This is a genomic window from Leptotrichia massiliensis (assembly GCF_900104625.1).
In the GTDB taxonomy this organism is placed as follows: domain Bacteria; phylum Fusobacteriota; class Fusobacteriia; order Fusobacteriales; family Leptotrichiaceae; genus Leptotrichia; species Leptotrichia massiliensis.
The window spans coordinates 84,224-109,596 of record NZ_FNVZ01000003.1; the positions used below are offsets into that span (position 1 = coordinate 84,224).

19 protein-coding genes are annotated in these 25,373 nt (G+C 29.5%); 11 read left to right on the forward strand and 8 right to left on the reverse strand.

The window, feature by feature from the left end:
• Positions 1-3: 3 nt before the first annotated feature.
• On the reverse strand, positions 4-981 hold the full coding sequence (locus tag BQ5344_RS01230) for a cell division protein FtsZ (RefSeq protein WP_071123844.1): 978 nt from the start codon (positions 979-981) through the stop codon (positions 4-6).
• A gap of 402 nt (positions 982-1,383) precedes the next feature.
• On the opposite strand from BQ5344_RS01230, the gene BQ5344_RS01235 reads away from it, so the two are divergent.
• The 9 genes from BQ5344_RS01235 to upp all read left to right on the forward strand — a co-directional run bounded on the left by BQ5344_RS01235 (position 1,384) and on the right by upp (position 13,393).
• Positions 1,384-3,216 carry a DNA methyltransferase gene (locus tag BQ5344_RS01235; protein WP_071123845.1) on the forward strand — a complete coding sequence of 611 codons (1,833 nt, stop codon included), beginning with the start codon at positions 1,384-1,386 and terminating at the stop codon, positions 3,214-3,216.
• 18 nt (positions 3,217-3,234) lie between these two features.
• Entirely contained in the window at positions 3,235-3,924 is a 690-nt protein-coding gene (locus BQ5344_RS01240; protein ID WP_071123846.1) for a hypothetical protein, read from the forward strand.
• A complete protein-coding gene (locus BQ5344_RS01245; protein WP_071123847.1) occupies positions 3,925-5,943 on the forward strand; it encodes a DEAD/DEAH box helicase family protein in 2,019 nt (672 codons plus the stop codon).
• A 162-nt stretch (positions 5,944-6,105) separates the two neighbouring features.
• Entirely contained in the window at positions 6,106-6,732 is a 627-nt protein-coding gene (locus BQ5344_RS01250) for a TetR/AcrR family transcriptional regulator (protein WP_071123848.1), read from the forward strand.
• A gap of 22 nt (positions 6,733-6,754) precedes the next feature.
• Complete coding sequence (locus BQ5344_RS01255; protein WP_071123849.1) at positions 6,755-8,029, forward strand: TolC family protein; 1,275 nt, start codon at positions 6,755-6,757, stop codon at positions 8,027-8,029.
• A gap of 37 nt (positions 8,030-8,066) precedes the next feature.
• The gene (locus BQ5344_RS01260; protein ID WP_071123850.1) at positions 8,067-9,182 is read left to right on the forward strand and encodes an efflux RND transporter periplasmic adaptor subunit; all 1,116 of its coding nucleotides are present in this window, start codon (positions 8,067-8,069) and stop codon (positions 9,180-9,182) included.
• A 134-nt stretch (positions 9,183-9,316) separates the two neighbouring features.
• Positions 9,317-12,382, forward strand: coding sequence for an efflux RND transporter permease subunit (locus BQ5344_RS01265; protein ID WP_071123851.1), 3,066 nt, complete (start codon positions 9,317-9,319; stop codon positions 12,380-12,382).
• Positions 12,383-12,413: 31 nt separating this feature from the next.
• Positions 12,414-12,710 carry a PG0541 family transporter-associated protein gene (locus tag BQ5344_RS01270; protein ID WP_071123852.1) on the forward strand — a complete coding sequence of 99 codons (297 nt, stop codon included), beginning with the start codon at positions 12,414-12,416 and terminating at the stop codon, positions 12,708-12,710.
• A 59-nt stretch (positions 12,711-12,769) separates the two neighbouring features.
• Positions 12,770-13,393, forward strand: a complete 624-nt coding sequence (upp, locus tag BQ5344_RS01275; RefSeq protein WP_071123853.1) for a uracil phosphoribosyltransferase — start codon at positions 12,770-12,772, stop codon at positions 13,391-13,393.
• A 415-nt stretch (positions 13,394-13,808) separates the two neighbouring features.
• Here the strand turns inward: upp and BQ5344_RS12260 are convergent, their stop codons facing one another.
• The 6 genes from BQ5344_RS12260 to msrB form a co-directional block, all read right to left on the reverse strand.
• Positions 13,809-13,979, reverse strand: coding sequence for a hypothetical protein (locus tag BQ5344_RS12260; RefSeq protein ID WP_162840179.1), 171 nt, complete (start codon positions 13,977-13,979; stop codon positions 13,809-13,811).
• A gap of 401 nt (positions 13,980-14,380) precedes the next feature.
• Entirely contained in the window at positions 14,381-16,051 is a 1,671-nt protein-coding gene (locus tag BQ5344_RS01280; RefSeq protein WP_071123854.1) for a sensor histidine kinase, read from the reverse strand.
• Positions 16,048-16,830, reverse strand: a complete 783-nt coding sequence (locus BQ5344_RS01285; RefSeq protein ID WP_021743703.1) for a response regulator transcription factor — start codon at positions 16,828-16,830, stop codon at positions 16,048-16,050. The genes BQ5344_RS01280 and BQ5344_RS01285 overlap by 4 nt, the downstream gene beginning before the upstream one ends.
• The gene (locus tag BQ5344_RS01290) at positions 16,831-17,301 is read right to left on the reverse strand and encodes a redoxin family protein (protein ID WP_021743702.1); all 471 of its coding nucleotides are present in this window, start codon (positions 17,299-17,301) and stop codon (positions 16,831-16,833) included.
• A gap of 109 nt (positions 17,302-17,410) precedes the next feature.
• Complete coding sequence (locus BQ5344_RS01295; protein ID WP_071123855.1) at positions 17,411-18,049, reverse strand: cytochrome c biogenesis protein CcdA; 639 nt, start codon at positions 18,047-18,049, stop codon at positions 17,411-17,413.
• 24 nt (positions 18,050-18,073) lie between these two features.
• On the reverse strand, positions 18,074-19,153 hold the full coding sequence (gene msrB, locus BQ5344_RS01300) for a peptide-methionine (R)-S-oxide reductase MsrB (protein ID WP_071123856.1): 1,080 nt from the start codon (positions 19,151-19,153) through the stop codon (positions 18,074-18,076).
• A 322-nt stretch (positions 19,154-19,475) separates the two neighbouring features.
• On the opposite strand from msrB, the gene BQ5344_RS01305 reads away from it, so the two are divergent.
• Entirely contained in the window at positions 19,476-20,225 is a 750-nt protein-coding gene (locus BQ5344_RS01305) for a vWA domain-containing protein (RefSeq protein ID WP_071123857.1), read from the forward strand.
• Between the two features lie 183 nt (positions 20,226-20,408).
• Here BQ5344_RS01305 and BQ5344_RS01310 read toward each other — a convergent pair whose 3' ends face one another.
• Positions 20,409-22,076 carry a tetratricopeptide repeat protein gene (locus BQ5344_RS01310; protein ID WP_071123858.1) on the reverse strand — a complete coding sequence of 556 codons (1,668 nt, stop codon included), beginning with the start codon at positions 22,074-22,076 and terminating at the stop codon, positions 20,409-20,411.
• A 350-nt stretch (positions 22,077-22,426) separates the two neighbouring features.
• Here BQ5344_RS01310 and BQ5344_RS01315 point away from each other — a divergent pair, with 350 nt between their 5' ends.
• Positions 22,427-25,369 carry an autotransporter domain-containing protein gene (locus BQ5344_RS01315; RefSeq protein WP_071123859.1) on the forward strand — a complete coding sequence of 981 codons (2,943 nt, stop codon included), beginning with the start codon at positions 22,427-22,429 and terminating at the stop codon, positions 25,367-25,369.
• The last annotated feature ends 4 nt before the right edge of the window (positions 25,370-25,373 follow it).

A 25,373-nucleotide genomic window follows, 5' to 3' on the forward strand; every position in this document is an offset into this window, starting at 1 on the left:
TTATTAATCCGAAAAATTTGTTGCAATCAAATATACCTTTACACAGCTCCCTTTTTGTTCAAAATCTTCAGAATTTTCAAATTTAGTTTCTTCAAAGACTGTTCCCCATGCGAGAAATAATTCTGGATTTTCGGAACTTTTGGCTACTGCTGTGGCAATTTGGCTAATTTCTTCGAGGCGTATGTCATTTCCTGAGGTTATGTTCATTAGTATTTTTCCTGCACCTTTTATTGAACGTTCTAGAAGTGGGGGATTTAGTGCTTGTTCTACTGCCTTTTTTGCTCTATCCTCTCCGTCTGCTTTCCCAAAGCCCAATACTGTTTTGCCTGAATTTTGCAATATAGATTTAATATCTGCAAAGTCTAAATTTACAATTCCTTGTTTTTTTATTAAGTCCAATATTCCTTTTACAATTGTTACAAAGGCTTTTTCTCCTTTTTCATAGATATTTGCCAATGAAAAGTTTGCGTATAAATCATTTAATTTTTGATATGGAATAACTATTACAGTATCAGCGAAATGTTTTAATCTTTTCTTTCCTTTTTTAGCAAGTTTTATTTTATTAGGAGCTTCAAATTTAAAGGGTTTTGATACAATAGCAACAGTTAATACATCCATTGATTTTGCAATTTCTGCAATAATAGCTGAGGCAGGTGTTCCAGTTTTTTCACCCATTTCAGCTATAATAAATGCCATATCTGTCTTTTCTAGGTCTTTTTTAATTTGTTTTTTTAAACCCTCTACGGCTTCATAAGAAATCATCGAAGATACAAATATTTTTGTATCAGCTTTTGAATTATCTAGATTAATTTTTTCAGCATCCACTGCTATAAAATTAGCTTTTATATCATCTCTTACTGCCATTTTATTTATTACATTGTTCCCTATTTTCCCTATTCCTATAATTTTTATTTTTACCCCATTTAACGTTTTTTGCTCAATATCCCTTCTTTCTTCAACATTTTCGGCAATGTCCCACATTGTCCTATCCTCCCAAATAATCTTACTACAAAAGTCTTTCTTTTTTTATTATATGCAGCTTTGAAGTATAGCATACAAATCTTTGTTTTTCATTTTAAAAACTATTATTTTTATTTTTTATTTTAAAACTATGTAAATTTTAACTTATAAATATCTAAAATTCTCACTAAATCAGTTGTTTCAAACGCAAAATAATTTATAATAAAATTTCTTAAAATGATTTTTCTTGAAATAATTTTTTTGAAATAGTATAATCAAAACAAGAAACAAACATAATTTTATAATAAATTTAACATTATTTAGTAGCAATAATTACTAAATTATTAAAATTGATAAATACAATAATAAAAATTTAAAATATGAATTTGGAAAACATTATATATTCTAACTGGGAGGCAAAAAATGAATAAAAATATTTTTGAAATAGTAATTGATGTACTATTAACATTAAAAAAGTACGTATCAGAAGATGGAAAATTACTTAAAGCTAGTGTTTATCAGGATATAATAAACATGGATAAAGACTTGCTTTTTGTACTTATTTCTAACCCCAAAATTAAAGAAAGATTTTTTCAAGAAGTAAACGGTACACTTGTTTTTGATAAGCAAAAATTTGCTTGGTTTATAGAATCAAAAGAATTTTTGGCAAACTCATACACAAGATATATAAATAAAATTGGTTTAACTAAAAATGAAGAATTTATTTCTAAATCCAATGATGTAGTATTGAATTTTCCATATAAAGATTGTGTCCTTCAAGGAGGTCAAAATAAAGAGGATCAAAAAAATAACGAAATTTTTCATAATGAAATAATTGCAAGTGATGAAATAACTCGTATGCTTAATCCAAAAATATTAACAAATGCTAAAAGATATACAAAAAATGGAATAGAAAAAAATATAATTTTTAATGATAATGATAATTTAATAATTAAAGGTAATAATTTAATTGTATTGTCTAGTCTGTTAAAAAGATACGGCGAAAAAATTAAATGTATCTACATAGACCCACCCTACAATACAGGTTCTGATAGTTTTAAATATAACGATAAATTTAACCATTCAGCTTGGCTAACATTCATGAAAAATCGATTAGAATTGGCTAAAAAACTGCTAAGTAATGATGGTTTTATTTTTGTTCAAATTGATGATAATGAACAGGCATATTTAAAAGTTTTGATGGATGAGATTTTTGGTAGAGAAAAATTTATTGGAACAATTGTTTACAGAAGAAGAAAGTCGCAGGCTAATTTAAGTAAAAATTTATCAATTATCCATGAATATATACTAATTTATAAAAAAAGCGAACTAGCAACTCTTAATAATATACTAAACAATACAGACTCTAAAGATTATAAAAACCCAGATAATGATATTAGAGGTGCGTATAAGACAATGCCGTGCACTAATAAAGGCGGTTCTTTATATACTATCACAACTCCTACTGGAAAACAAATAACAGACGAATGGAGATTTAAAGAAGAAACATTTTATGAACTTTTAAATGATAATAGAATTGTTTTCCCTAAAAAAGGAGAAGGAAAACCTAGATACAAGTTATTTTTATCAGAAAAAAATTTAAAAGGGGTTATTGTTAATTCTTGGTGGGATGATGTCGCTACAAATCAAGATGCTAATAAAGATTTGAAAGAATTATTTGGCAAAAATATTTTTGATTATCCAAAATCTGAAGATTTGATAAAAAAAATAATTGAAATTTCCACAAAAGAAAATGATATAGTACTAGACTATCACCTTGGTTCGGGAACAACTTGTGCTGTTGCCCACAAAATGGGGCGTAGATATATAGGAATCGAACAAATGAATTATGTGGAAGATATATCTGTGAAAAGATTATCTAAAGTTATCGAAGGTGAGCAGACAGGTATTTCTAAAGCTTTAAATTGGAAGGGTGGAGGTTCATTTGTATATTGTGAACTTCTTGAAAATGCAAATTTAATTATAAATAAAATAAACTTAGCAACTGAAAATAATATTTTAGAAGTAAAAGAAGAAGTATACAGTGATGAAAGAATTATTCCATACGTTACAAGGGAAGAACTAAAAAAAGCAGATGAAAATTTTAGATACTTATCATTGGAAGAGAAAAAAATGGTTCTTATTAATATAGTGGATAAAAATAAACTGTATGTAAATTACTCAGATATAGAAGATGAAACTTTTGAGATAACTAAGAATGACAAAAAATTCTCAGAATCATTTTATAAAATTTAATTAGGGGGAAAATATAATATGTATATTAATTTTGATTTAAAGGAAAATAAGTATAAAAATATAATTTTAAATGCTAAAAAATTTTCAAATTTTAGACAAAGATGTAAGGAATTTTTAAAAAATAATGGAATAAATCATAATAAATTTACAGTTGTAGAACATGATAGTGAATTAGGATATATATCTGAGCAAATTGTATTGAATTATTTAAAAAATAACTTAGATCTTTCTAAATTCAATATTAATCATTGGAAAGAACAATTCAATTTTTCAAAAATAGAAAATATTTTAAAAAAAGTTAAACCTACTACAGAAGAAATAAATGTAATTAGAGAATATTTTTATGATAAATATGATATTGCGATAAATAATAAGAACAAAACTTTTTATTTAGATGTAAAAACTGCTGAAACTATTTATACTCCAAATAAAAATTGGAATTTCTTATATCCAGTTATCCAGGCAAATAAGTCTGATGATTATTTTGTAGTTTTAACATATATAATTAAAAATGATATCGACAAAGTTTACACTAAAGCTTATATTATGGGTGCTATTGATTATCGAGAAATTAAAAATTCAAAAATTCAAAAAAAGGGAACTTGTACAAGATTCGATACAGAAAGCCAAATTAATAATTATATAACAGAATTAAAAAATTACAAAGATTTATTAAGTTATATAAAAAATAAAATAGAGGTTAAGTAAATGAATGAACAATTTTTATACCAAAAAGTAGATATTTTAAAAGAAGAAGCTATTTCCATTGATATACCTGAAATTATTACAAAAGGTTTATCTAAAAAAATTATACTTAGAGAATATCAAATAGAAGCATTTAAAAGCTTTTTAGTGTATTATGAAAATGATAAGCTAAAGAAAAATAAACAAGTACATACTTTATTTCATATGGCAACAGGCAGTGGAAAAACTGTTATTATGGCAGGACTTATACTATACTTATACACAAAAGGATATAGAAAATTTTTGTTTTTTGTAAATCAAACGAATATTCTGGAAAAAACAATAGAAAATTTTACTAACCCTTTATCAAGTAAATATTTATTTAATGACGTTATTGAATATTTGGGTAATAAAATTAATATAAAAAAAGTAGATAATTTTAGTGACAACAAGACTGAAGATATAGAAATTTTATTTACAACTATCCAAAAACTTCATATTGATTTGTTTGAAGCTAAGGAAAATTCATTGACATATGACGATTTTGAAAATAACAGAATTGTATTTATTTCAGATGAAAGTCATCATGTAAATTCATTAACCAAAAAAACTACTAAAAATGAAGAAGAATCAAATAGAAAATGGGAATATTCAGTAATGAATGCACTAATACAAAATAAAAATAATATTATGCTCGAATTTACAGCGACTTGCGATCTTAAAGATGCTAATGTAAATAATAAATATAAAGACAAAACAGTATTTAATTACTCACTTGTTTCCTTTAGAGAAAGCAAATACACAAAAGATTTTCAAAATTTCGCAACAGATACAGATTTGTGGACTAGAACGGTAATAGCACTTGTACTAAGTGAATATCGTAAATTTTTATTTGCTGATTTGAAATTAAATATTAAACCTGTAATTCTTTTAAAATCACGAAAAATTACAGAATCAAAATCATTTTATAATAATTTTTTTAAGAAAATAAAAAATCTAACTAGTTATGAACTTTCAAATTTAGAATCAATTGGAATTGATATTTTAAGTAAAGCAATTCATTATTTTAAACAAAAAGATGAAAATTTAGAAATTTTATTACATTCTATTAAAAATGGATTTTCACAAGACACTGCTTTAATTATAAATGGTACAAGTGATGATAACAAAGAAAAACAAATTTTGGTAAATTCTTTGGAAGATATTTCTAATCCTATAAGAATCGTGTTTGCTGTAGACATGCTAAACGAAGGATGGGATGTATTAAATTTATTTGATATTGTACGATTATATGACACAAGGCAATCTAGTGGAAAATCAGGTAAAATTGGTTCTTACACAATTAAAGAAGCACAACTTATAGGACGAGGAGCAAGATACTGTCCATTTGTAATAGAAGATGAAGAGTTAAAATTTAAGCGAAAATATGATAATGATGTATCAAATAAAAATCGTATTTTAGAAACAATGTATTTTCATAGTAAAAATGATTCAAAATATATTTCTGAATTAAAACAAGCACTTATTAAAACAGGACTTCAATCAGAAACTCCTGCTATACCTGAACAAAAGATTAAAAATAAATCAAAAGAAAATGATTTTTATAAAAAAAGTCTTGCTTTTTCAAATAAAAAGTTACTTAAAGATAGAAAAAATATCGATACTATTGAATCCAACATGAGAAATAAAATTTACCACTATAAAGTTCTTACTGGAAACGGAAATTTAATTGATTTATTTCATAACGATAGTGCAAATACTTCAATCAAAACAAATATTAAGACAATTAAATTTAAAGAAATATCATTAAACATATTATTAGGTGCAATTGAATGTTTTGAAGAACTTAGATTTGATAATTTAAAAATAAAATACCCTGTATTAACTTCGACTAAAGAATTTTTAACTTCAGATAAATTTTTAGGAAATTCAAAATTGGAAATTACATATTCAAAAAATGAGTTAACAGGAAAAGACTTGTTTTTAGCAGTAAAATATGTATTAACAAAAGTAGCTACACATGTAATGTCTTTAAATCCATAATATATTAACTCTAAAAAATTTTTTTCTTCCTGTCTTAACCTAGAAAAATAACAAAATTTTACTATATAATTTCAAATACAAAATTAATTGACAAAATAGAAAAAACAGTATATTATATAAAAATGACTTACAGGTCAATTTTATTTGTTAGGTGGGAGACGCTTGGAAAAGAAGAAGGGTGCAAGAAGTCAGAAAAGAAAAAAAATAGTAGATAAAGCGTGGGAACTGTTTGCAAAAAATGGGTATAAGGAAACTAAAGTTGAGGATATTACGAAGGACCTAGGAATATCTAAAGGGAGTTTTTATACATATTTTGCAACTAAGGATGAACTACTTTACGAAGTTCTAGGAAAAATAAAAAAAGAAATTAATAGAAATCTTGAAAATATAAATGTTAATCAAGTACCAGAAAAAGTTCTAGAAGACTACGTAAAGGCTAAAATGAATTATGTTGTTAAAATTTTGAATAATATGCGATTAAACAGTGTTGAAAAATATTCAATTGACCCGAAATTAAGAAACTTTTTTGAAGAATTGAAAGAAAAATCAACTGATTTTATAAAAATAAATATTGTTGAAAAATTTAACAGTAAAAATGGCAATAAATATAATACAGATGTTATATCAGAATTTATATTAATTTCAATAGAGGAATTTTTATATGATGAATTTGTCTTGAAAAATTTGCAAAAGATGAAAGATGATGACCTGATTAATATCCAAAATACAAGAAAAGTCGAAAATTCGTTGAAGGAAATAATAAAATTTATAAATAATGCGTTAAAATAAGTTCAGGAAGGAAGAAGGGAAAATGGAAAAAAACAGAAATAAAATAGCAGTGTCAATATTGCTGTTATTAATTGCAATTCCCAATTTTGCACAAAAAATAACAATTCAAGAAGCTGCTGAAATGGCTGTGAAAAACAACAAAGACATAAAAATAGGAATGTTAGAAATGGATAGAGGGCAAATTGATGTAAGCAGAACTTGGAAACAAAAATTTTTTACAGTAAGCTATAATGCTTCGGCAAATGCTTATTTTAAAGATATTATTTCGAAAAAGACAGGGGAAGCGTACCAGCAATATCTGTCACTGTCACAGCCACTTTTCACAGGCGGGAAACTAAAATTAGGAAACGAAATAAGCAAAGACAGCTTAAAATTAACTGAGCTGAAATTGGATAAAACAAAGAAAGATACAGTATTAAGTACTGTTCAGGCATATATTGACGTATATGAGGCAGTCAGTACGCTTGGGGTACTGCAAAAATCAAAGGAAGCATTGGATGAAAACTATAAAATTCAGACTGAAAAATATAACTTGAGAATGGTTACACAGCCTGAATACAAAGAAGCAGAAAGAAGTCTAAAGGCTATGGAAGCCCAAATTGTAGAACAGCAAGGAAACATTGAAATAGCAAAAGAATCTTTAGGAATATTAATTGGAGTGCCAAATCCAAGCAGCATTGAAATAGTGCCGTTTGGAGTGGAAGACAATTTTACCAAGACAATTGATTTGGCAAAGGATATGGAAAAATTAACAACACAAAATACTGAGTATAAAATTGCACAAAAACAAATTGATATAAGCAGAAAAAATACAAAACTGGAAAGAGCCAGTTTTTTTCCAACAATTAATGGAACTCTAAATTACGGGGCATTAGATTCGAGAAATAAATTAAAGGATGTATTTGAAGTGAAGGATTTTTCATCGGCTGCTGGAGTGACATTTACTTGGAATATTTTTGACTGGGGCAAAAGAAAAGAAGATGTAAAATATGCTAAAAAAACTGAAGAAATCGCAGAAGTAAAATCAGAGCAGACATTGGAGCAGGTTAAGGCGAATATGAGAAAAACATATTATAAGCTGCAAGCGCTTGAAAAAAGTCTAGAAGCATTGAAAATTGCAGTGGAAAGTGCAGAAGAAACGTACGAACTGGAAAAAGAAAGATACAATTATAACTTGATAACAATGAATAATTTACTTGATGCAGAGGCAAAATTACGCCAGAGCCGTGTAAATTATGCAACTTCAAGACTTAAATACTACTATCTTGTATCACAATATGGAGCTTTTCTTGATTAATCGGATTTGAAAATATGAAAACAGGAGGAAATAAACAATGAAATTATATAATAAAAAAATCGTAGTAGCATTGGCAATACTTGCGATGTTTACCATATCTTGCGGAAAGAAGAAACAAGCTGCAACAAATAATGCAAGACCAGTAAAAGTCCAAGTTATTGGACAAAACTCAATTTCTTTGGGCTATACAGCGAGCGGAACTTTGAAAGGTATCGAGGAAGTTCCTTATACAGCGACTTCTTCTGGAGAAATAGTTGTAATAAATGCAAAAAATGGGGATAGTGTAAGAGCAGGACAGGTAATTGTATCAATTGACAATCAGGCTGCAAGATCAAATGTTGCAAGTGCAACTTCAAATGTGAATACCGCCTCATCAAATATCAGCTCAGCCGCTGCCGCACTTGAAGAAGCTAGAATAAATTACGAAAAATACAATATGCTTTATAATAAAAGGCTAGTAACTGAAACAGATTATTTAAAAGCAAAAACTAATTATGATGCTGCAAGAGCCCAGTTAAATGCATCAAAAAACAGCCTAAGCTCAGCACGGGCAGCACTGGATTCGGCAAATGACACAAATAGAAAATCTGTAATAAAGACAAATACAACGGGAACTATTGCAAATATGAAGCTGGAACTTCATCAGCAAACATCAGCTGGAAGTGCTTTGTTTACTGTGGTAAATGAATCGGAAATGCAACTGGAAGTGGGAGTTTCAGCAGAAGTAATAAATAAAATCCATGTAGGAACACAGGCAAAAGTAAAAATTGATGAGCTGCAAGGGGAAGAGATGGTAGGAACAGTATATGAAGTATCAGCTGCAGCAAATTCAGCAACAAGACAGTTTATTGTAAAAATCAAAATTCCTAATCCTGAAAGAAGGCTAAAAAGCGGAATGTATGGAACAGCAAGCATAGACACTGGAGCAGAAAATGGATTAATAATTCCTAAAAAAGCCATTGTTGTAAGAGGAGTGGAACAAGTGGTCTATATAGTTCAGAATGGTAAAGCAATCGCAATACCAATAAAAATTACAAATCAAAATCAGGAAATGGCGGCAGTTACTGGAAATGGTCTTACTGCAGGTGCAGAACTTATAATAGATGGACAAAATGTTGTACAGGCTAACGAAACCGTTAGAAAAGTACAGTAAATTATTGATTATAACTCAAAAAACAGAAAATTAATATTTTAAATATAATCAGTCAGGCAAATTTTGAAAATTTTATACTTTCTGAATTTGTTTGGCTGTTTTATAAAGCAAAAAGATTAAGGAGAAATGAAAAAATGACAGTAGCAGATTTCGCAACGAAAAGGGTCGTTTCTACAACTATGATACTGATATTCATGGTTTTTTCAGGTGTTGTAGCTATGCGGTCAATGAAGCAGGAATTGATACCAGACTTTAACTTTCCGCTAGTAGCTGTTAATACGACTTGGACTGGAGCAGCTTCCGAGGATGTTAAGACTCAAATTTCAAAAAAAATAGAAGATGCGGCACTTAATGTTGACGGTATTAAAAATATTTCTACAAGTTCAACTTATGGAAGTTCAAGTGTAATGATAGAATTTAACTTTGGTACAGATACGGATATAAAGCAAGTACAGATTCAATCTGAAATTGATAAAATAAAACAGGATTTGCCGTCTGATGCCAATGATCCAGTAGTTTCAAAATTGAATACAGCTGGGGGAAATTCGGATATGGCGATGATGATTGCGATAAGAGGAGCAGATGAATCGACAATCACTTCATTTATAGAAGAAACGCTGGAACCAAGGCTGAAAAGAAATAGGGGAGTCGGAAATATATCAGTATTCGGAAATGCCACAAGGCAGGTAAAAGTAAAGCTGGATCCATATAAACTGCAGGCATACAATTTATCTCCAAGTGAAATATACGCTAAAATTAAAGCGGCTCATACAATTGTGCCAGGCGGAACAGTAAAGGATGGTTCAAAAGAATTTATCCTAAGAGTTGATGGAGAATTAAAACAGCTAGAGCAAATACAAAATATCATTATTTCAAACAATGATAATCAGACAGTAAGATTAAGCGATATTGCTATTGTTGAATATGGAACTAAAGATAAAACTTCTTATTCAAAATATGATGGTCAAGACATGGTTTCTGTTGTAATTCAAAAAAGTAAGGATGGAAATCTAGTTGAAATTGCAAATATTGCAAAAAAAGAATTGGAAAATATGAAACCGTTATTTCCATCAGGTTCAAAGTATGAAATAATAGTTGATAACAGTATAAAAGTAAAAGACGCGATTTCCAACGTAACAAATAATGGTTTACAGGCATTAGTAATAGCAGTACTTGTCTTATTGGTGTTCCTAAAGGATTTAAGAGCTTCGCTTGTAGTTGGAATGTCAATTCCAATATCAGCTGCATTTACTTTCTTCCTTTTAAATACACAGGGAATCTCACTAAACTTAATTTCACTTATGGGTCTGGCGCTTGCGATAGGATCGCTGGTTGATAATGCAGTCGTTACACTGGATAACATATTTGATCATATTCAGATTAATAAAGAGCCAGCACTTGTTGCGGCGGTACGTGGAACAAATGAAGTAATAGTTCCAATGATCGCTTCAACGGCAACATCAGTTTGCGTATTTTTGCCAATTGTATTATTTCCAGGGTTTGCAAAGGAAGTATTTGCGGGAATTTCGCTCTCAATGATGTTTGCGCTGTCAACTTCGATTGTTGTAGCAATGCTGTTTATTCCAATGGCATCAAGCCTTTTCTTAAATATTGAAAAAATATCAGGAGCGGCAGGGAAAGCACATAGATTTAATGCGTTTAGAGATAAATATAAAGAGCTTGTAAAGCAAGCTTTGGAACATAGAAAAGCAGTTATAATCGGAGTAATTGTACTATTTTTTATAGTTGTCTTTGGACTTGGAAAAACTGTAAAAACGGCATTTTTCCCAATGATTGACAATGACGAGTATTCGGTAGTTGCACAGCTTTCGACAGGACTTGATGTGGAAGTGGCACACGAAATTTCTAAGCAGATGGAACAGATTGTAAAAGAAGATCCTGTTACAAAAAATTATACTACTATAGTAAATGCTCAATCAGCAATAATCAATGTTGATGTAAAAAAAGACACGATGAAAGCAATGGAAAGAATGCGTCAAAAAATGAGCGATATTCCAAATGTTACAATCGCTGTTTCCCCATCAAAAGCTGGAGGACGTTCTGTTTCAAAAGATTATTCATTCCAAGTGGAAGGGGATAATGCTGAAGAAATTAACAGAATTGCCAACGCGATTATGGCAGATATGAAACAGCAGACATGGTTTAAAGATGTAAAATCATCATCAGAAGGTGGATACCCTCAGGCACAGCTTGAAGTAAACAGAGTGAAAGCAGAAAGTTATGGACTAAGTGTTACAGACATAACTAGAATGTTAAATCAGACTGTATTGGGAGTAGATCCGATAGAAATTACTGAAAACACAGAAACATTAAAAGTTTATATGGAATTTGAAGAGCAGTATAAAAATTCGCTTGACAAAATACTGAATATAATGATAAAAACAAATGGAGGACAATTTGTAAGATTAGGAGACATCGCCACAATGAAACAAGTGGAAGGGGCAGCCTCTATAGAAACTTACAATGGTTCTCAAATTGTAACAGTAGGAGCAAATCTGGATAAATCAAAAGGTCTAAATGATGCATCAAAATTTGTAAACCAGTCATTCCAGAAAACAAATCCTGCCTCAGGATATAGAATAGCTCCAGCAGGAAATGCTCAAAGCCAACAGGAAATGGGTGGAGAAATTATGAATGCCCTTATGATTTCAGTAGCGCTTATTTACGTCGTACTGGCAGTACAGCTAGAATCATTTGTTTTACCGATAATAATGATGCTGGCTTTGCCACTGTCGATGATTGGAGTAATGTTTGGACTGGCTGTAACAAGAATACAGCTGAGCATGTTTGTTATGATTGGTATTCTAATGCTGTTTGGTATGGCGGTTAATAATGCGATTGTGTTACTGGATTTCGTATCAAGTTTACGGCAAAAGGGGATGGAAATTAGAGAGGCCCTTGTGGAAGCGGCAGGTTCACGGCTTCGTCCGATACTTATGACAACACTTACAACGGTGCTTGGATGGATTCCAATGGTATTTTCAAGCAAGGGAAGTTCGGGTTATTATCAAGGAATGGCGGTAGCAGTTATGTTTGGACTTTCGTTCTGTACATTGCTGACATTATTCTTTATACCCGTGGCTTATTCTATAGTTGAGGAAAGAAAAGAAAGAAGACAAAAGGCAAAAGAGGAAGCAAGAAAAGCAAAAAAAATGGCTGAAAGATCACAAAATAAATAATAATAAACTTTAAAGAAAAGGAGGTGTTTTCTTGAAGAGGATAGAAATATATTTTGATTCCTACTTTATGGATAAAATAAAGGAGGAAATGCGTGAATATGGAATTGAGCAATATATAATAATTCCACAAGTTTACAGTCGTTGGAGCAAAACGTTAAAACATTTTAATAGCCACGTCTGGCCTGGAACTGACAGCGTTCTTGTAACGTATCTGGAAGATAATCAGGCAAAGGAAATTATGCGGCTTATTAAAATTATGAAAATCGATTTAGGAAAGTCAATCTCAATGGGAGCGGCACTTTTACCAGTAGACGATATTATTTTGTAAAAAATATGAATTTTAAAGAAAAAACAGTTTCAGTATAAAAAAGAACGGAGTGATTATTAATGGCAGTTTTTGAATTGAAACATCCACTAATTGAACATAAACTTTCAAATTTGAGAAATAAAGATACAGACACTAAACTTTTTAGGGAAAGCTTAAACGAAATAGCAGGACTTATGGTTTATGAAGCAACAAAACATTTGCCGCTCAAGGAGATTGAAACAGAAACTCCTATTCAAAAAACCACTACAAAAGTTCTGGATAAACCAATAACATTAGTTCCCATCCTAAGAGCAGGACTTGGAATGATAGATGGAATATTGCAGCTTCTTCCAAACGCAAAAGTAGGGCATCTGGGAGTTTACAGAAACGAAGAAACTTTAGAGCCAGTCTACTATTACGCAAAAATGCCTACAAATGTTGTCGAAAGTCAAGTTTTCGTGGCAGATCCAATGCTTGCAACAGGTGGTTCAATGATTTACACAATTGATTATCTAAAAGACAGAGGTGTAAAAAATATAACGGTATTAAGCATTATTGGAGCCCCTGAAGGAATAAATAAATTTACTGAAAAACATCCTGATGTAGATTTGTACATTGCGGCAATTGATACTGGACTCAATGAACATGCATATATCTATCCAGGATTGGGAGATGCGGGAGATAGAATATTTGGAACAAAATAGTAAAATGGATTTTTTAGGAAAATGCTCTAATTAAAATAATTAGGGTATTTTTTGTATATTTTGATTAATAAATATTTTTCCATATTACTATGTTTTTTCTTTTTTATTTCTGTAGGATTGCTCATTGCCGCAAATCCTACAACCTATGGCTAGTCTACGACATTTTTCTGAACTGACAAAAAACTCGCTATGCTCAAACAGTTTTGTCAGCACAGAAAAATGCTCCGACGGATTTTAAAGAGTAAAAATTATATTTTAATTATTTAAAAATATTGGGTTGTTATTCTTTATTAGAAAAGTTTGTAATAAATTTCTTATTTAACCGAGGTTTAGTATAATAATGTTTTTTCTTTTCTTCAAAAAGCAAAAAAAGAAGCAGAATCTCAAAAATTCCACTTCTCCACATAATGATTTATTAATAACGATTTCCATATTTATCTTCACAATAAACATTTCCATATTGTCTATAACATTTTACTCCTTTTTCAGTTCTATCTTTTTCATATTCTGCCCATCTTGAAGGACTGAACAGTTCGCAACTTACTGTAGTCAGAGCAAAAATTACAAGTAAAATCAATTTTTTCATATTTATCATCTCCGTATTTTCTTTTTTTACATTATAACACATTTTTATGATAATTGTCTTTTTTTTTTTTTTTGAAATTAGAATAACATTATAAAAAACTGTTTTTAAACAAGAGTTTAATTTTTTTGATTTTAAAAGGGATTTATACTATTTCCTGTCTAAATAGTAAAAACTAGAAAACTAATGGAATTAAATCCTTTTTTATAAGATTGTACTGTTATACAATCGGAATAATCTTTAATTAAATTTAATTATTTAAGCATTAATTTTATTTATAAATATTATAAAAGTCTTTGAGATGAATACTTTAAAATTAGATTTTAATTTTTTTAACAAGAATCAAATTAATTATTATAGGATTTTATTGTTATTTTTTAAATGAAGTTTAGTAGGAGAATACATTACAAACTTGATTTAAAAGGAATTTTTATAATTACTTCTGCTCCTTCGGTTTTGTTGTCTTTATTTATAAATACGCCATAATTTTTGCCGTAATAGAATTTTATTCTTTTGTCGACATTTTGAAATCCTACACCGCCTGTCTTGCTTTTTTTGAACTGTTTGGCTTTTTCAAAGCCTATTCCGTTGTCTTTGACTGAGATATTGACAGTGCTATTTTCTCTGTAAACGTCGATTGTGATAATTCCGTTTCCAGAAAGGTTTTTTATTCCGTGATAGATGGAGTTTTCTACAATTGGCTGGATTATGATTTTTGGAACTTCGATGGAAAGAAGCCTTTCATCTTCTATGTTGAAAAAATAGGAAAGTTTGTCTTCGTATCTCTGCTTTTGTATGAATAAATATTCTTTAGTGTGCATAATTTCATCTTTTAACGGTATTTTTTCGTGACCGTTGCTAAGGGAAAGCCTAAAATAGTTTGCAAGTGATTTTGTAATGCTGATTACTTTTTCATTGTCTTCAAATTCTGCCATCCAAATGATTGTATCTAGCGTGTTATAAAGAAAATGTGGATTAATCTGGCTGTGAAGAGCCTTTATTTCATATTCTCGCAAATATTTTATCTTTTCAACCATTACATTAAAATGTTCTACAAGGTTCTGAACTTCATAGCCTGTTTTTTCGCTTAAATGAAATTCCCGTAGATTATTTTCAAAGTTTTGCATATGATTTTCCAGTTTTATTAAAGGTCTTAGAATCTTTGTTATTACGATAAATGTAATAATGGATGAAAAAGCTAGTGAAACTAGGAAAATGATAATAACTATGTGGGAAAAATTTTTCTTTAAGGTAACTAGGTCATTTGTGTTTGCAAGGCTTCTTAAATTCCAGTTTGTATTTTCAATCTGTGTTTCGTATAAATATGTATCTTTATTTTTATTCTTTTCTGAAAATTTTGCAAGACACTTTTTATCAGCAAAGCATTTCACATCTTTGTAGTAAATAATATTGTTGTTTTTGTCTACTATAATATTGTCGATTTGTTTTCCAAAAGAAATAGAATTTAAATATCTTTCAAGAGTTTCATATTTAATGTCAAAAACAATAACACCAAGATTTTCTCCCTTTGAATTTTTTATGTCCCGACTGATTGAAAGAAACCAGAGAGCTGAATTCATAGAGGAGGTGGAATTTTTTCTGCTGGGATTAAAAACGGGCATATCGGAATTGTTTATAGCATCGACATACCATTTCTCCTTCATCATATTTTCTGATATTTTCATATCATTATTTTTGTCACTGGATACAATGTTACCATTTTTTCCGATTACAGTAATATTTTTAATTCCTTTATTACTATCAAGAATAGAATAAATCATTTTTTCAATGCTCTTTTTTGAATCTTCATTTCCTGATATTAAAAAATTTCTAACATCGGCATCAACAGATAAGAGATTAATTATATTTTTCAATTTATCTGCATAGAGTGTAATATAACGGGATGTGCTTATAACATTTTCGTTAGTATATTCAATTTCCTTGTTCATTATGATGTATTTTGAAGTATAGTAAAAAATACTGCTTAAAAAAAGTACAAACAGAAGATTTCCAATAATATAGTAAAAAAACAGCTGAAGCAGCATCGAGTTTTTCATAGTTCTTTTTAATTTCATAGTTTCTCCAACACACTTTTCTTAAATTCTTTCGGTGTCATTCCAAAAGTTTTTTTAAATTTTGAATTGAAATAATTAAAGTTTTCCATTCCTACAAGCTCTCCAATTTGATAATTTTTCAGATCTGTTGTCAAAAGCAGTAGCTTTGCCTTTTCCATCCGCATATTATTCAAATAGTCCTGAAAAGGAATGCCAAACAAATTTTTAAAAAGTGAACTCAAATATCCAGAAGACAAATTCATTTCGTCCGCCAGAGAATTTAAGTTAAAGGAAATATCGCTGTATTTTTCTTCAATTTTTTTTGTTAAAATATCTTTATACTTGCTATGAGAAATATTTTTATCAGATTTCTCAGCTTGACTAATTTTATTAATAATTTTTCTTGCTTCGTTATATTTTTTATCTTCTTCCAGCTTATAGATAAGTTTTGAAATTATCTCATTTATATCTGTCTTTGAAACAGGTTTTAAAATATAGTCTTCAACTCCGATTTTTAAAGCCTTTTGAGCATATTCAAAATAGTCATATCCAGAAATAATGGCTATTTTAACATCACTTTTCAGCTCTTTCATCTCCTCGGCAAGAGTTAGCCCATTTTTAAAGGGAATATTTATATCCAGCAAGACAAGGTCAGGCAAGACTTCAGAAAAAGTCTTAAAGGCAGAATTACCATCTTCTGCCTCATAAACATCACTTATCTTATATTTTTCAAAATCAATAAAGGTTTTAATACCTCTTCTTATAATCGGTTCATCATCAATTATTAAAATACTATACACTTATTTAACAGCTCCTTTGATTTGTGCGGCTGTCAGATGTCCCGGCAAAGTTTTAACAATATTTAAGTTCCCATCCAATACAATGTTTGAAGGATATCCCAAAACTTTTGCCCTTTTTAGCACTTCCCCCTTTTCATCCAGCAAAACAGTAGTATTTTTGTAATTGAGCCCTTTATACCACTGAATAAATTTGGCTGTAGGTTTTTCTCCCTTTTGCCCTGGAGAAGCAATTGTTATAACTGTAAAATTCTTACTTTTATCTGCACTCAAAGAATTAATTTCGCTTAATCCTGAAAGACAGATAGGACACCATGAAGCCCACATTTTAATATATATTTTCTTACCTTTGTACTTGTTAAGGGAAACAGGTTTATTATTAATGTCCTTTAACTGAACTCCCTGCAGTGTATTTCCGAATGAAATCGCTCCAAAACTCAATAAAGTTGCAATTGCTGCAATTAATTTTTTCATAAAAATTACTTCCTTTCTGTATTATATCAAATTTAAAATATTTTTTGTAATTATTTTTTTTAGTTATTTTGATTACTAATTGTTTTATAAAATTTAAAAAATAAAATTATTAAAACTTATTCATTATTAGCAAAATTCCCATAAATATAATTAGAAATCCTCCAAAGATTTTAAAATAATTTGTGTATTGATTTAAAGCTCGTACTTTTTTTAGTAATTCCTGAGAGAAAAAGGAAAATAGAACAAATGGAGTGGCAAGCCCTAAGACGTATATAAACATCATTAACCCTCCATAGACTGCAGATCCTTTTTCCCCTGCAAGAGCAAGCACTGAGGCAAGAATAGGGCCTACACATGGAGTCCACCCTAGACTAAATGTCAGTCCTAGCAAAAAAGCCTGCAATGAAGAATTTTTCCCAATTAAATCCAAATTTACAGATTTATTTTTTTCTAAAAAGTTAAATTTTAAAATACCTGTCTGGTGTAATCCCAGTATTATTACAATTATTCCTGCCAAAACTTTTATAGTGTCATTAAAGAAAATTCCCGTAAGGAAACTAAAACTAAAGCCTATGCTTACAAAAGTAAGCGAAAGTCCTAAAATAAATAAAAAGGTATTAAGTACAGTTTTTTTTCCTTTGCTTAAAATTCCCAAATATACAGGAACAATGGGAAGAATACATGGAGATAGAAAACTTGCTACTCCTCCTAAGAATACGCTTCCTACCAGTAATGGCTGATTAAACATAAATTATCTCCTATCCTGTTCATTTTATTGAACTAATTTTATTAAATATCCGTAATGTTCTTTTTCCATATCTTTTAATGGGATAAATTTAATTGAAGCACTGTTTATGCAATAACGAAGCCCGCCTTTGTCTTTAGGTCCATCATCAAAAACATGTCCCAAGTGGGCTTTTCCACTTCGGCTAAGCACTTCTGTCCTTACCATATTAAAACTTGTATCATTTGCATAAGTTACAACATCTTTTGAAATAGGTTTTGTAAAACTTGGCCAGCCACAGCCAGAATCATATTTATCCTTTGAGGAAAATAATGGCTCTCCTGTCGTTATATCCACATAAATTCCAGCTTCATGATTGTCCCAGTACTCATTTGAAAAAGAATGTTCAGTATTTTTTTTCTGTGTAACGCTGTATTGAAGTGGAGTAAGCCGTTTTTTCAATTCTTCATCACTTGGTTTTGGATAATCTTTTGGATCAATGATAACTTCATCTGCTTTAGTAATATCAATGTGGCAATATCCGTTAGGATTTTTTCTTAAATAGTCCTGATGGTATTCTTCTGCGAGTATATAATTTTTCAAAGGCTGAACTTCAACTTGAATTTTATCTGTATATTTTTTCTGCTCTTCTTCAATTTCCTGTAAAATAATTTCTTTATCTTTGGGATTAGTATAATAAATCCCTGTTCTGTATTGTCTGCCTCTATCATTTCCCTGCTGATTAATGCTAGTAGGATCTACAACTTGAAAATAATATTTAAGCAGTTTGCTCAAAGAAATTTTGTTTGCGTCATATTTTACGTGAACTGTTTCTGCGTGATCCGTTGATGCGACAATGTTGTAACTCGTTTTTTCAGTTTTACCGTTCGCATAGCCAACTGTAGCATCCTTTACCCCGTCGATTCTTTCCATATATGCCTCAAGTCCCCAGAAACAGCCACCAGCAAGATAGATTTCCCTGATGTTTTCGTTTCCTGTCTGAATCATATTTTCTTTTTTCGGTTTATTTTCATTTCTGTTTTTACGATTTTTATTTTTATTTGATAATACTACTGAAAATAAAGCTAAAGATAGTATTAAAAATAATAGTAGACTTCTAGATTTCATAAAACCGCCTCCTGATTTATATTTAAATATTTTTGTATCTACAACAATAGTATAGTACAAAAATTTATAAAAAAAAAGGAAATATAGTAATATTTTTCTATAATTTTATCATATCTACAAAAATTTGATTATTTTCTTGTAGTTTGAGAAAAAATTTGATACATCTCTATTATCTTTTTTTACCTTTTCTGTTAACTAAATCTTATTTTCTTAAATCTTTTTATTTTATATTGTAATAATATTTTATTGACTTTTTTGTTTAATTGGATATACTTTAATTGGAAACATTAATTTTATTAAAAAGATAAGGATGTGATTTTTTATGAAAAAAGTTTTTTACTTATATGTTTTTCTTTTATTAAGTTTAATTATTTTTCCAGCTTCAAAAACTAAAAAACCTCTTATTAAAAAAAATAAAAATTCAAACAAAATGGAACTGGTATTTATTTTAGATAGAAGCGGTTCAATGAGTGGACTGGAGTCTGATACTATCGGAGGTTTTAATTCTGTTCTGGAAAAACAAAGAAAAGACAAAAATCAAAATGGACAAATAAACGTAACAACTGCTTTATTTGACAACGAATATGAATTGCTGCACAACAAAATCCCAATACAAATGATAAAACCTTTGACTGAAAAAGAATACTTTGTAAGAGGTACTACAGCTCTTTTAGATGCCATTGGAAAAACTATTTCCCAAGTAAAATCTGAACAAAACAAATTGGATACCAAGGAAAAATCTGGTAAAGTTCTATTTGTAATAATTACTGACGGAATGGAAAATGCAAGTAAAGAGTACACAGTAAATTCAGTAAAAAAACTAATTAGTGAACAAAAAGAAAAAGAAAATTGGGAATTCCTGTTTTTAGGAGCAAACATAGATGCAATAAAAACAGCTGGAAGTTTTGGAATAGACGAATCAAGAGCCGCCCAATATAAATCTGACAGCATTGGAACTCAACTAAACTATGATTCAATAAATAACGCAGTAAAAGAGTTTAGATCCAACAGTAAACTTAATGAAAACTGGAAAAAAGAAATAGAAAATGATGTAAAAAAAAGAGGAAAATAGCATATACAAATATTCTTCTTAAAATTTGTATAAGTTAATCAAAAAATATTCTTTAAAAAATTAAAACAAAATACTACAACAAATTTGAACAAAAACAATCAACACAAGATTATTTTAACACATAAAAAAGATCCCATTCTTAGTTGAGTAGGATCTTTTTATTATAATATTTTTTATAAAAAATTATGACTTCATAATTTCTTCTGCATAATTTTGTATTTTATAATTTAGGTTCAATATTCCTTTTTCATTCAGTATCTTTCTAGCCCATTTCTTAACTTCTACTTCGTCATTCTTTTCATAATAGTAATACATTGCTTTAAACATTGAAATACTATCTTTCTGTTCAGCAGCTTTTTTAAACCATTCTAATCCTTCTTCCTTTTGATTATTTTCAGTTAGTATTTCACCGTAAGATTCCTGACATTCTAAATTTCCTTTTTCTGCACACATCTTTAATAATTTTTCTGCCTCTTTCTTGTTACCTTTATTATTTTCTAATATTGCAAGTGAATACGTAGCATGTGAAGAACCTTCAGCATGGCCTTTTCTGTATATTTCTATTGCCTTGTCTTCCTTGTTATAATATAGATAATACAAATCTCCTAAGTCATTGTATGCTCTTTTATTATATTTTATTGCTTCGTTGTATAATTTTTCTGCTTCTTTATATTTTCCCTCATCTTTCAAATAACCTGCTTCTAATAAAAGTTTTACATATTTCCTGTCATTTTCATTTCCCGTAGCATACAATACCATATCTCTTTCATTAACTGAAAGATTTCCTATCTGAGGCATGTCAAAAAGTTTTTCCTTCCATTTTTGCATTTCCGTTTCCTTATTTGTTTCAAAATACAACAAAATTAACTGATATATTGAACTTTTATCATCCTTCTCGGCTCCTTTAAGAATCAGTTTTTCTGCTTCATCCCACTTTTTTTCTTTTTTGTATAAAAAAGCCATCGAAAGTTGTGAAAAAATATCTTGTTTTTCAATTCCTTTTGCATACCATTCCTTCGCTTTATCTATGTTCCCTTTTTCTTCCTCAGCTCTTCCGAGCATACCAGTTGCTGAATAAGCACCTTTTTCATAGGCTTCATTTAATTTCTCTATTCCTTTTTCCTTATCTCCGCTATCGTAATACATCGTACCTATAACCGCATAAATCTCTTTATTATATTCAGCAGCTTTTTGGTAATACTCCTCAGCTTTTTCATAATCTCCATTATTTTCGTATTCTTCAGCTTTTTCCATCCACTCTCCATATAAACTTGTTATGCTTTGACTAGCTATTTCCTGATTTGATGTATAAGATTTCCTATTTGCATTATCTATACTGTTACAAAAACGAAAAAGTGCAACAATAATTCCAAACACTACCCACCATGGAGATTTCTTTCTTTTGGGTTTTATCATCCAATCATTTTCTTTTATTTTTTTTGGTTGATCATATTGATTCTTCTTAATTTGATATTTTAACTTCTCCTTAGTTACATACGTATTATTTCTATTTTCCCAATTATTACTAGGATTATTTATTTCATTATTTTGATTATGTAAATTATTTTCATCTTCATGGTTAAAGTCATTATTTTTATATTTTTTATCATCATTCAATTTATTTTCAACATCTGAATTACTGTATTGCTGTTCCTCATAGTTAGAATCCCTTACTTGATATCTCGTCTCATCATTTGTTCTATCAAAAAGTTTCTTTTCTTTTCTCTTTTCACTTTCCCACGAAAAATCATCAAACTCATTCTTTTCTTTTCTGTTTTTAAAAAAAATTACTATAGTAGCAATTATAACTGCCAATACCATAATCCATGCAAACAAAAGTAAACCTGACATTTTATTTTCCTCCTTTATATAATTTTAAATACTTTCTATTTTTTTAATCATACTAAAAATCAAACTATTAAAAAATTATATTTATTTAGATAGTCATATATTTTATGTTTTATTTTAAGCAACTTTAATATAATTATACCTTAAAAAAACATAAAAATCGAATAATTTAAAAAAATAACTAGAACTAAATATAGTGTAATGATCAAATTTTTTTATTTTTTTGAAAAAATAACTTGATATTAGTAAATATATGTTGTATAATTATAACAGAAATAAAGTTACTGTTAAAATATACAAAAATTAAAAATATATAATAATTAGAACGTGAAAATAAAAAGGAGAGATGAAAAATGAAAAAATTTGTATTTATTTTAGTTTCCTTGTTTGCACTTGTATCTTGCGGTGGTGGAGGTGGATCAGGTGGTGGAAGTTCTACGAATAATCCAACTCCTTCAACAACGCCATCCTATAATAACAACAGTGGTACTAACAATAATAGCAGCAGCGGAAATAGTAATACTGGAAATAGTGGTTCAACTAGTAACAATAGTTCTTCGGTTGTCGCTGGCTACAAAACTTATAATGGAGAAGTTATAGATGCTGAAAATTCCTACACTTATAACAAGCCTTATGTGAGAAATTTGACAAATATAGATGGAGGAGAAGACTATAAGTTTGGATATGACGGAAATATTGAATGGCATGGAAATTTTTTCTATAATAGACACAATCCACAGAAAAATTCAGAAACTTATTATACTGGATACGGAGTAAAAGTTGGGGTTATTGATAGTGGTTTTAATGGGAACTACTACAATGATTTGTACAACGAAGTCAAAAATATAACACGGATTTACAGCCAAAGAGACCCACAAGATGAAGATCATGCTTATATGGTAACAAGTCTTATCGCTGGAAAAGAAGGTATTGCACGAGACGCCAATATGTATGTAATTGACGGAACACATCCTTATTCAAGCGGATCAGTTAAAGATACTGTTGATTTATACGAAGCTCTTTATTCAAGAGGAGTAAGAATATTTAATCAATCTTTTGGATATACAATTGAAACTTATTCTAATAAATCCTACAATTTTTACAAAGATCAGCTTAATGATGGTGTAGAGGATTTTTATAAAAAGGCAGTACATAACGGAGCATTATTTGTATTTTCTGCTGGAAATAAAGAATATAGAACTTCTGGAGTTCTTGCAACACTTCCATACTGGGTTCCTGAACTAGAGGAAGGCTGGATTAATGTAAATGGTCTTACTTCTAAAAGCAGTAGTAAAAAAGGTGATTTAAGTTGGGATAATTTAAAACCTTTAGCAGGAGCAGGAGCAGCAAAAAACTGGACTGTAACCACAATTGCAGATTATTTTATAGAAGTGGATGGAGATAGAAGAGTTCATACTGGAACATCTTTTGCAGCACCACGTGTAACTGCAACAGCAGCCTTAATAAAAGAAAAGTATCCATTTATGACAGGAGATTTATTAAGACAAACGATTCTTTCAACTGCGACTGATATTGGAGATGAAGGAGTAGACGATGTTTATGGATGGGGACTTTTGAATATTGATAAAGCTTTGAAAGGACCTGCATTATTTGACAAGAGGCTTGCACTTGGTGATGATGTTTACATTACTCTTGACGGAAGTAATAAGACTTATCAATTTGACAATGATATTTCGGGAGATGCAGGACTTGTTCTTCGTGGCTCAGGAACACTCATATTAAATGGAACTTCAACTTATACAGGTGAAACTAACGTAGGAAATAACGTTTATCTAAAAATGAAAAAAGTAATTTCTCCAAGTAAACTTTCTATTGGAAAATCTGCTATAGTGGAAGTATCTGATTCAAATATAAATAATATCCAAAATGATGGTACTTTCATAAATAATGGAAATTCTGCAGCAAACACAGTTATAATGTCAACTGACTCTCAAATGTATTCTGATATTAATGCTAACTTAAAGGTTGAAAATGCCGAAGTAAACGGTACAGTAACAATTACAAATAATAACGGAGAATATTTGACAAAAAATGGTAAAAATATTGATATAATTACTGGAAATGTTAAAGGAAATGCACAAATTAAGAGTGATAACGGACTAATGACTATCAATAAAACCGAAACTGGAAATTTATCAGCAAATGCTTCCAGAACAGATACAGTCGAATATGCCAAAACCTTAAATGCTGATACAGAACAACTAAATACCGCAACACAAATTGAAACAGCATTGGAAAATGTAGATGCAAATTATGAAGCTGGAAAAACTGAAGCTGGAAAACTTGGAGCAAAATTGCAATCTTTAAATTCCAACACTCTTGACAGTATGTCTGGGCAAATTTATGCTTCTGCACAGGCTTTGACTTTTGAACAAAGTGAAACGGTGAATAAAAATTTATCAAATAGAATGACAATGTTAAGTAAAAGTTTGGAAAATGACAATACTTTTGGAGTATGGACTGCTGGAATTTATTCAAAAGGAAAAATTGAAAAAAATGGTTTTGCAAAAGGTAAGACAAATGTAAAAGGTGGACAAGTTGGATTTGATATGAAAATAAATCAAAATACAATTTTAGGTGTGGCTGCCGATTACAGTAAAGGAAAAGTCAAATTTAATAGATATAACGGAATTTCCAAAGCTGATATGACAGGATTTTCTATTTATGGTAGACAAAATCTTGGAAATGGTTATTTATCAGGACGTGCAGGTATAGGATTTGTTGACAGTAAAGTTGAGCGTGATATCATCCTAAATAATAACTATATTGAACATTCAAAAGTGAATCACAGAGACAAAATATTTGCAGGTTATTTTGAAACAGGATATGACATAAAAAATAAAGCAGGTAATTTCGCAGTTACTCCATACGTTGCATTAGGTGTAGACCGTGTAACACGTGGTAAATTTTCTGAAGAAAATACAAACTTTGGAATGACTGCTAATAAAAAAACTTATAACATGCCATACACAACAGCAGGAATAAAAGCAGTTAAAACTGTTGGAAATACAGATATAACAGGGTATTTAGGATATACTCATGGATTAAATAAAAAAGACTTGACTTTTGATGCTTCATACAATTTTGCGCCAGATGCCAAATTTGAAGTAAAAGGTATAAATTATTCAAGAAATAAATTAACAGCAGGAATTGGAATAAACACAAAAGTTACTGAAAATATGAGCTGGTATGCAAATTATGACTACAAACATTCAACTGATAATTCAAAAGGTAACAACAGCATAGTTACAACTGGAATCAGAATTGAATTTTAAAATA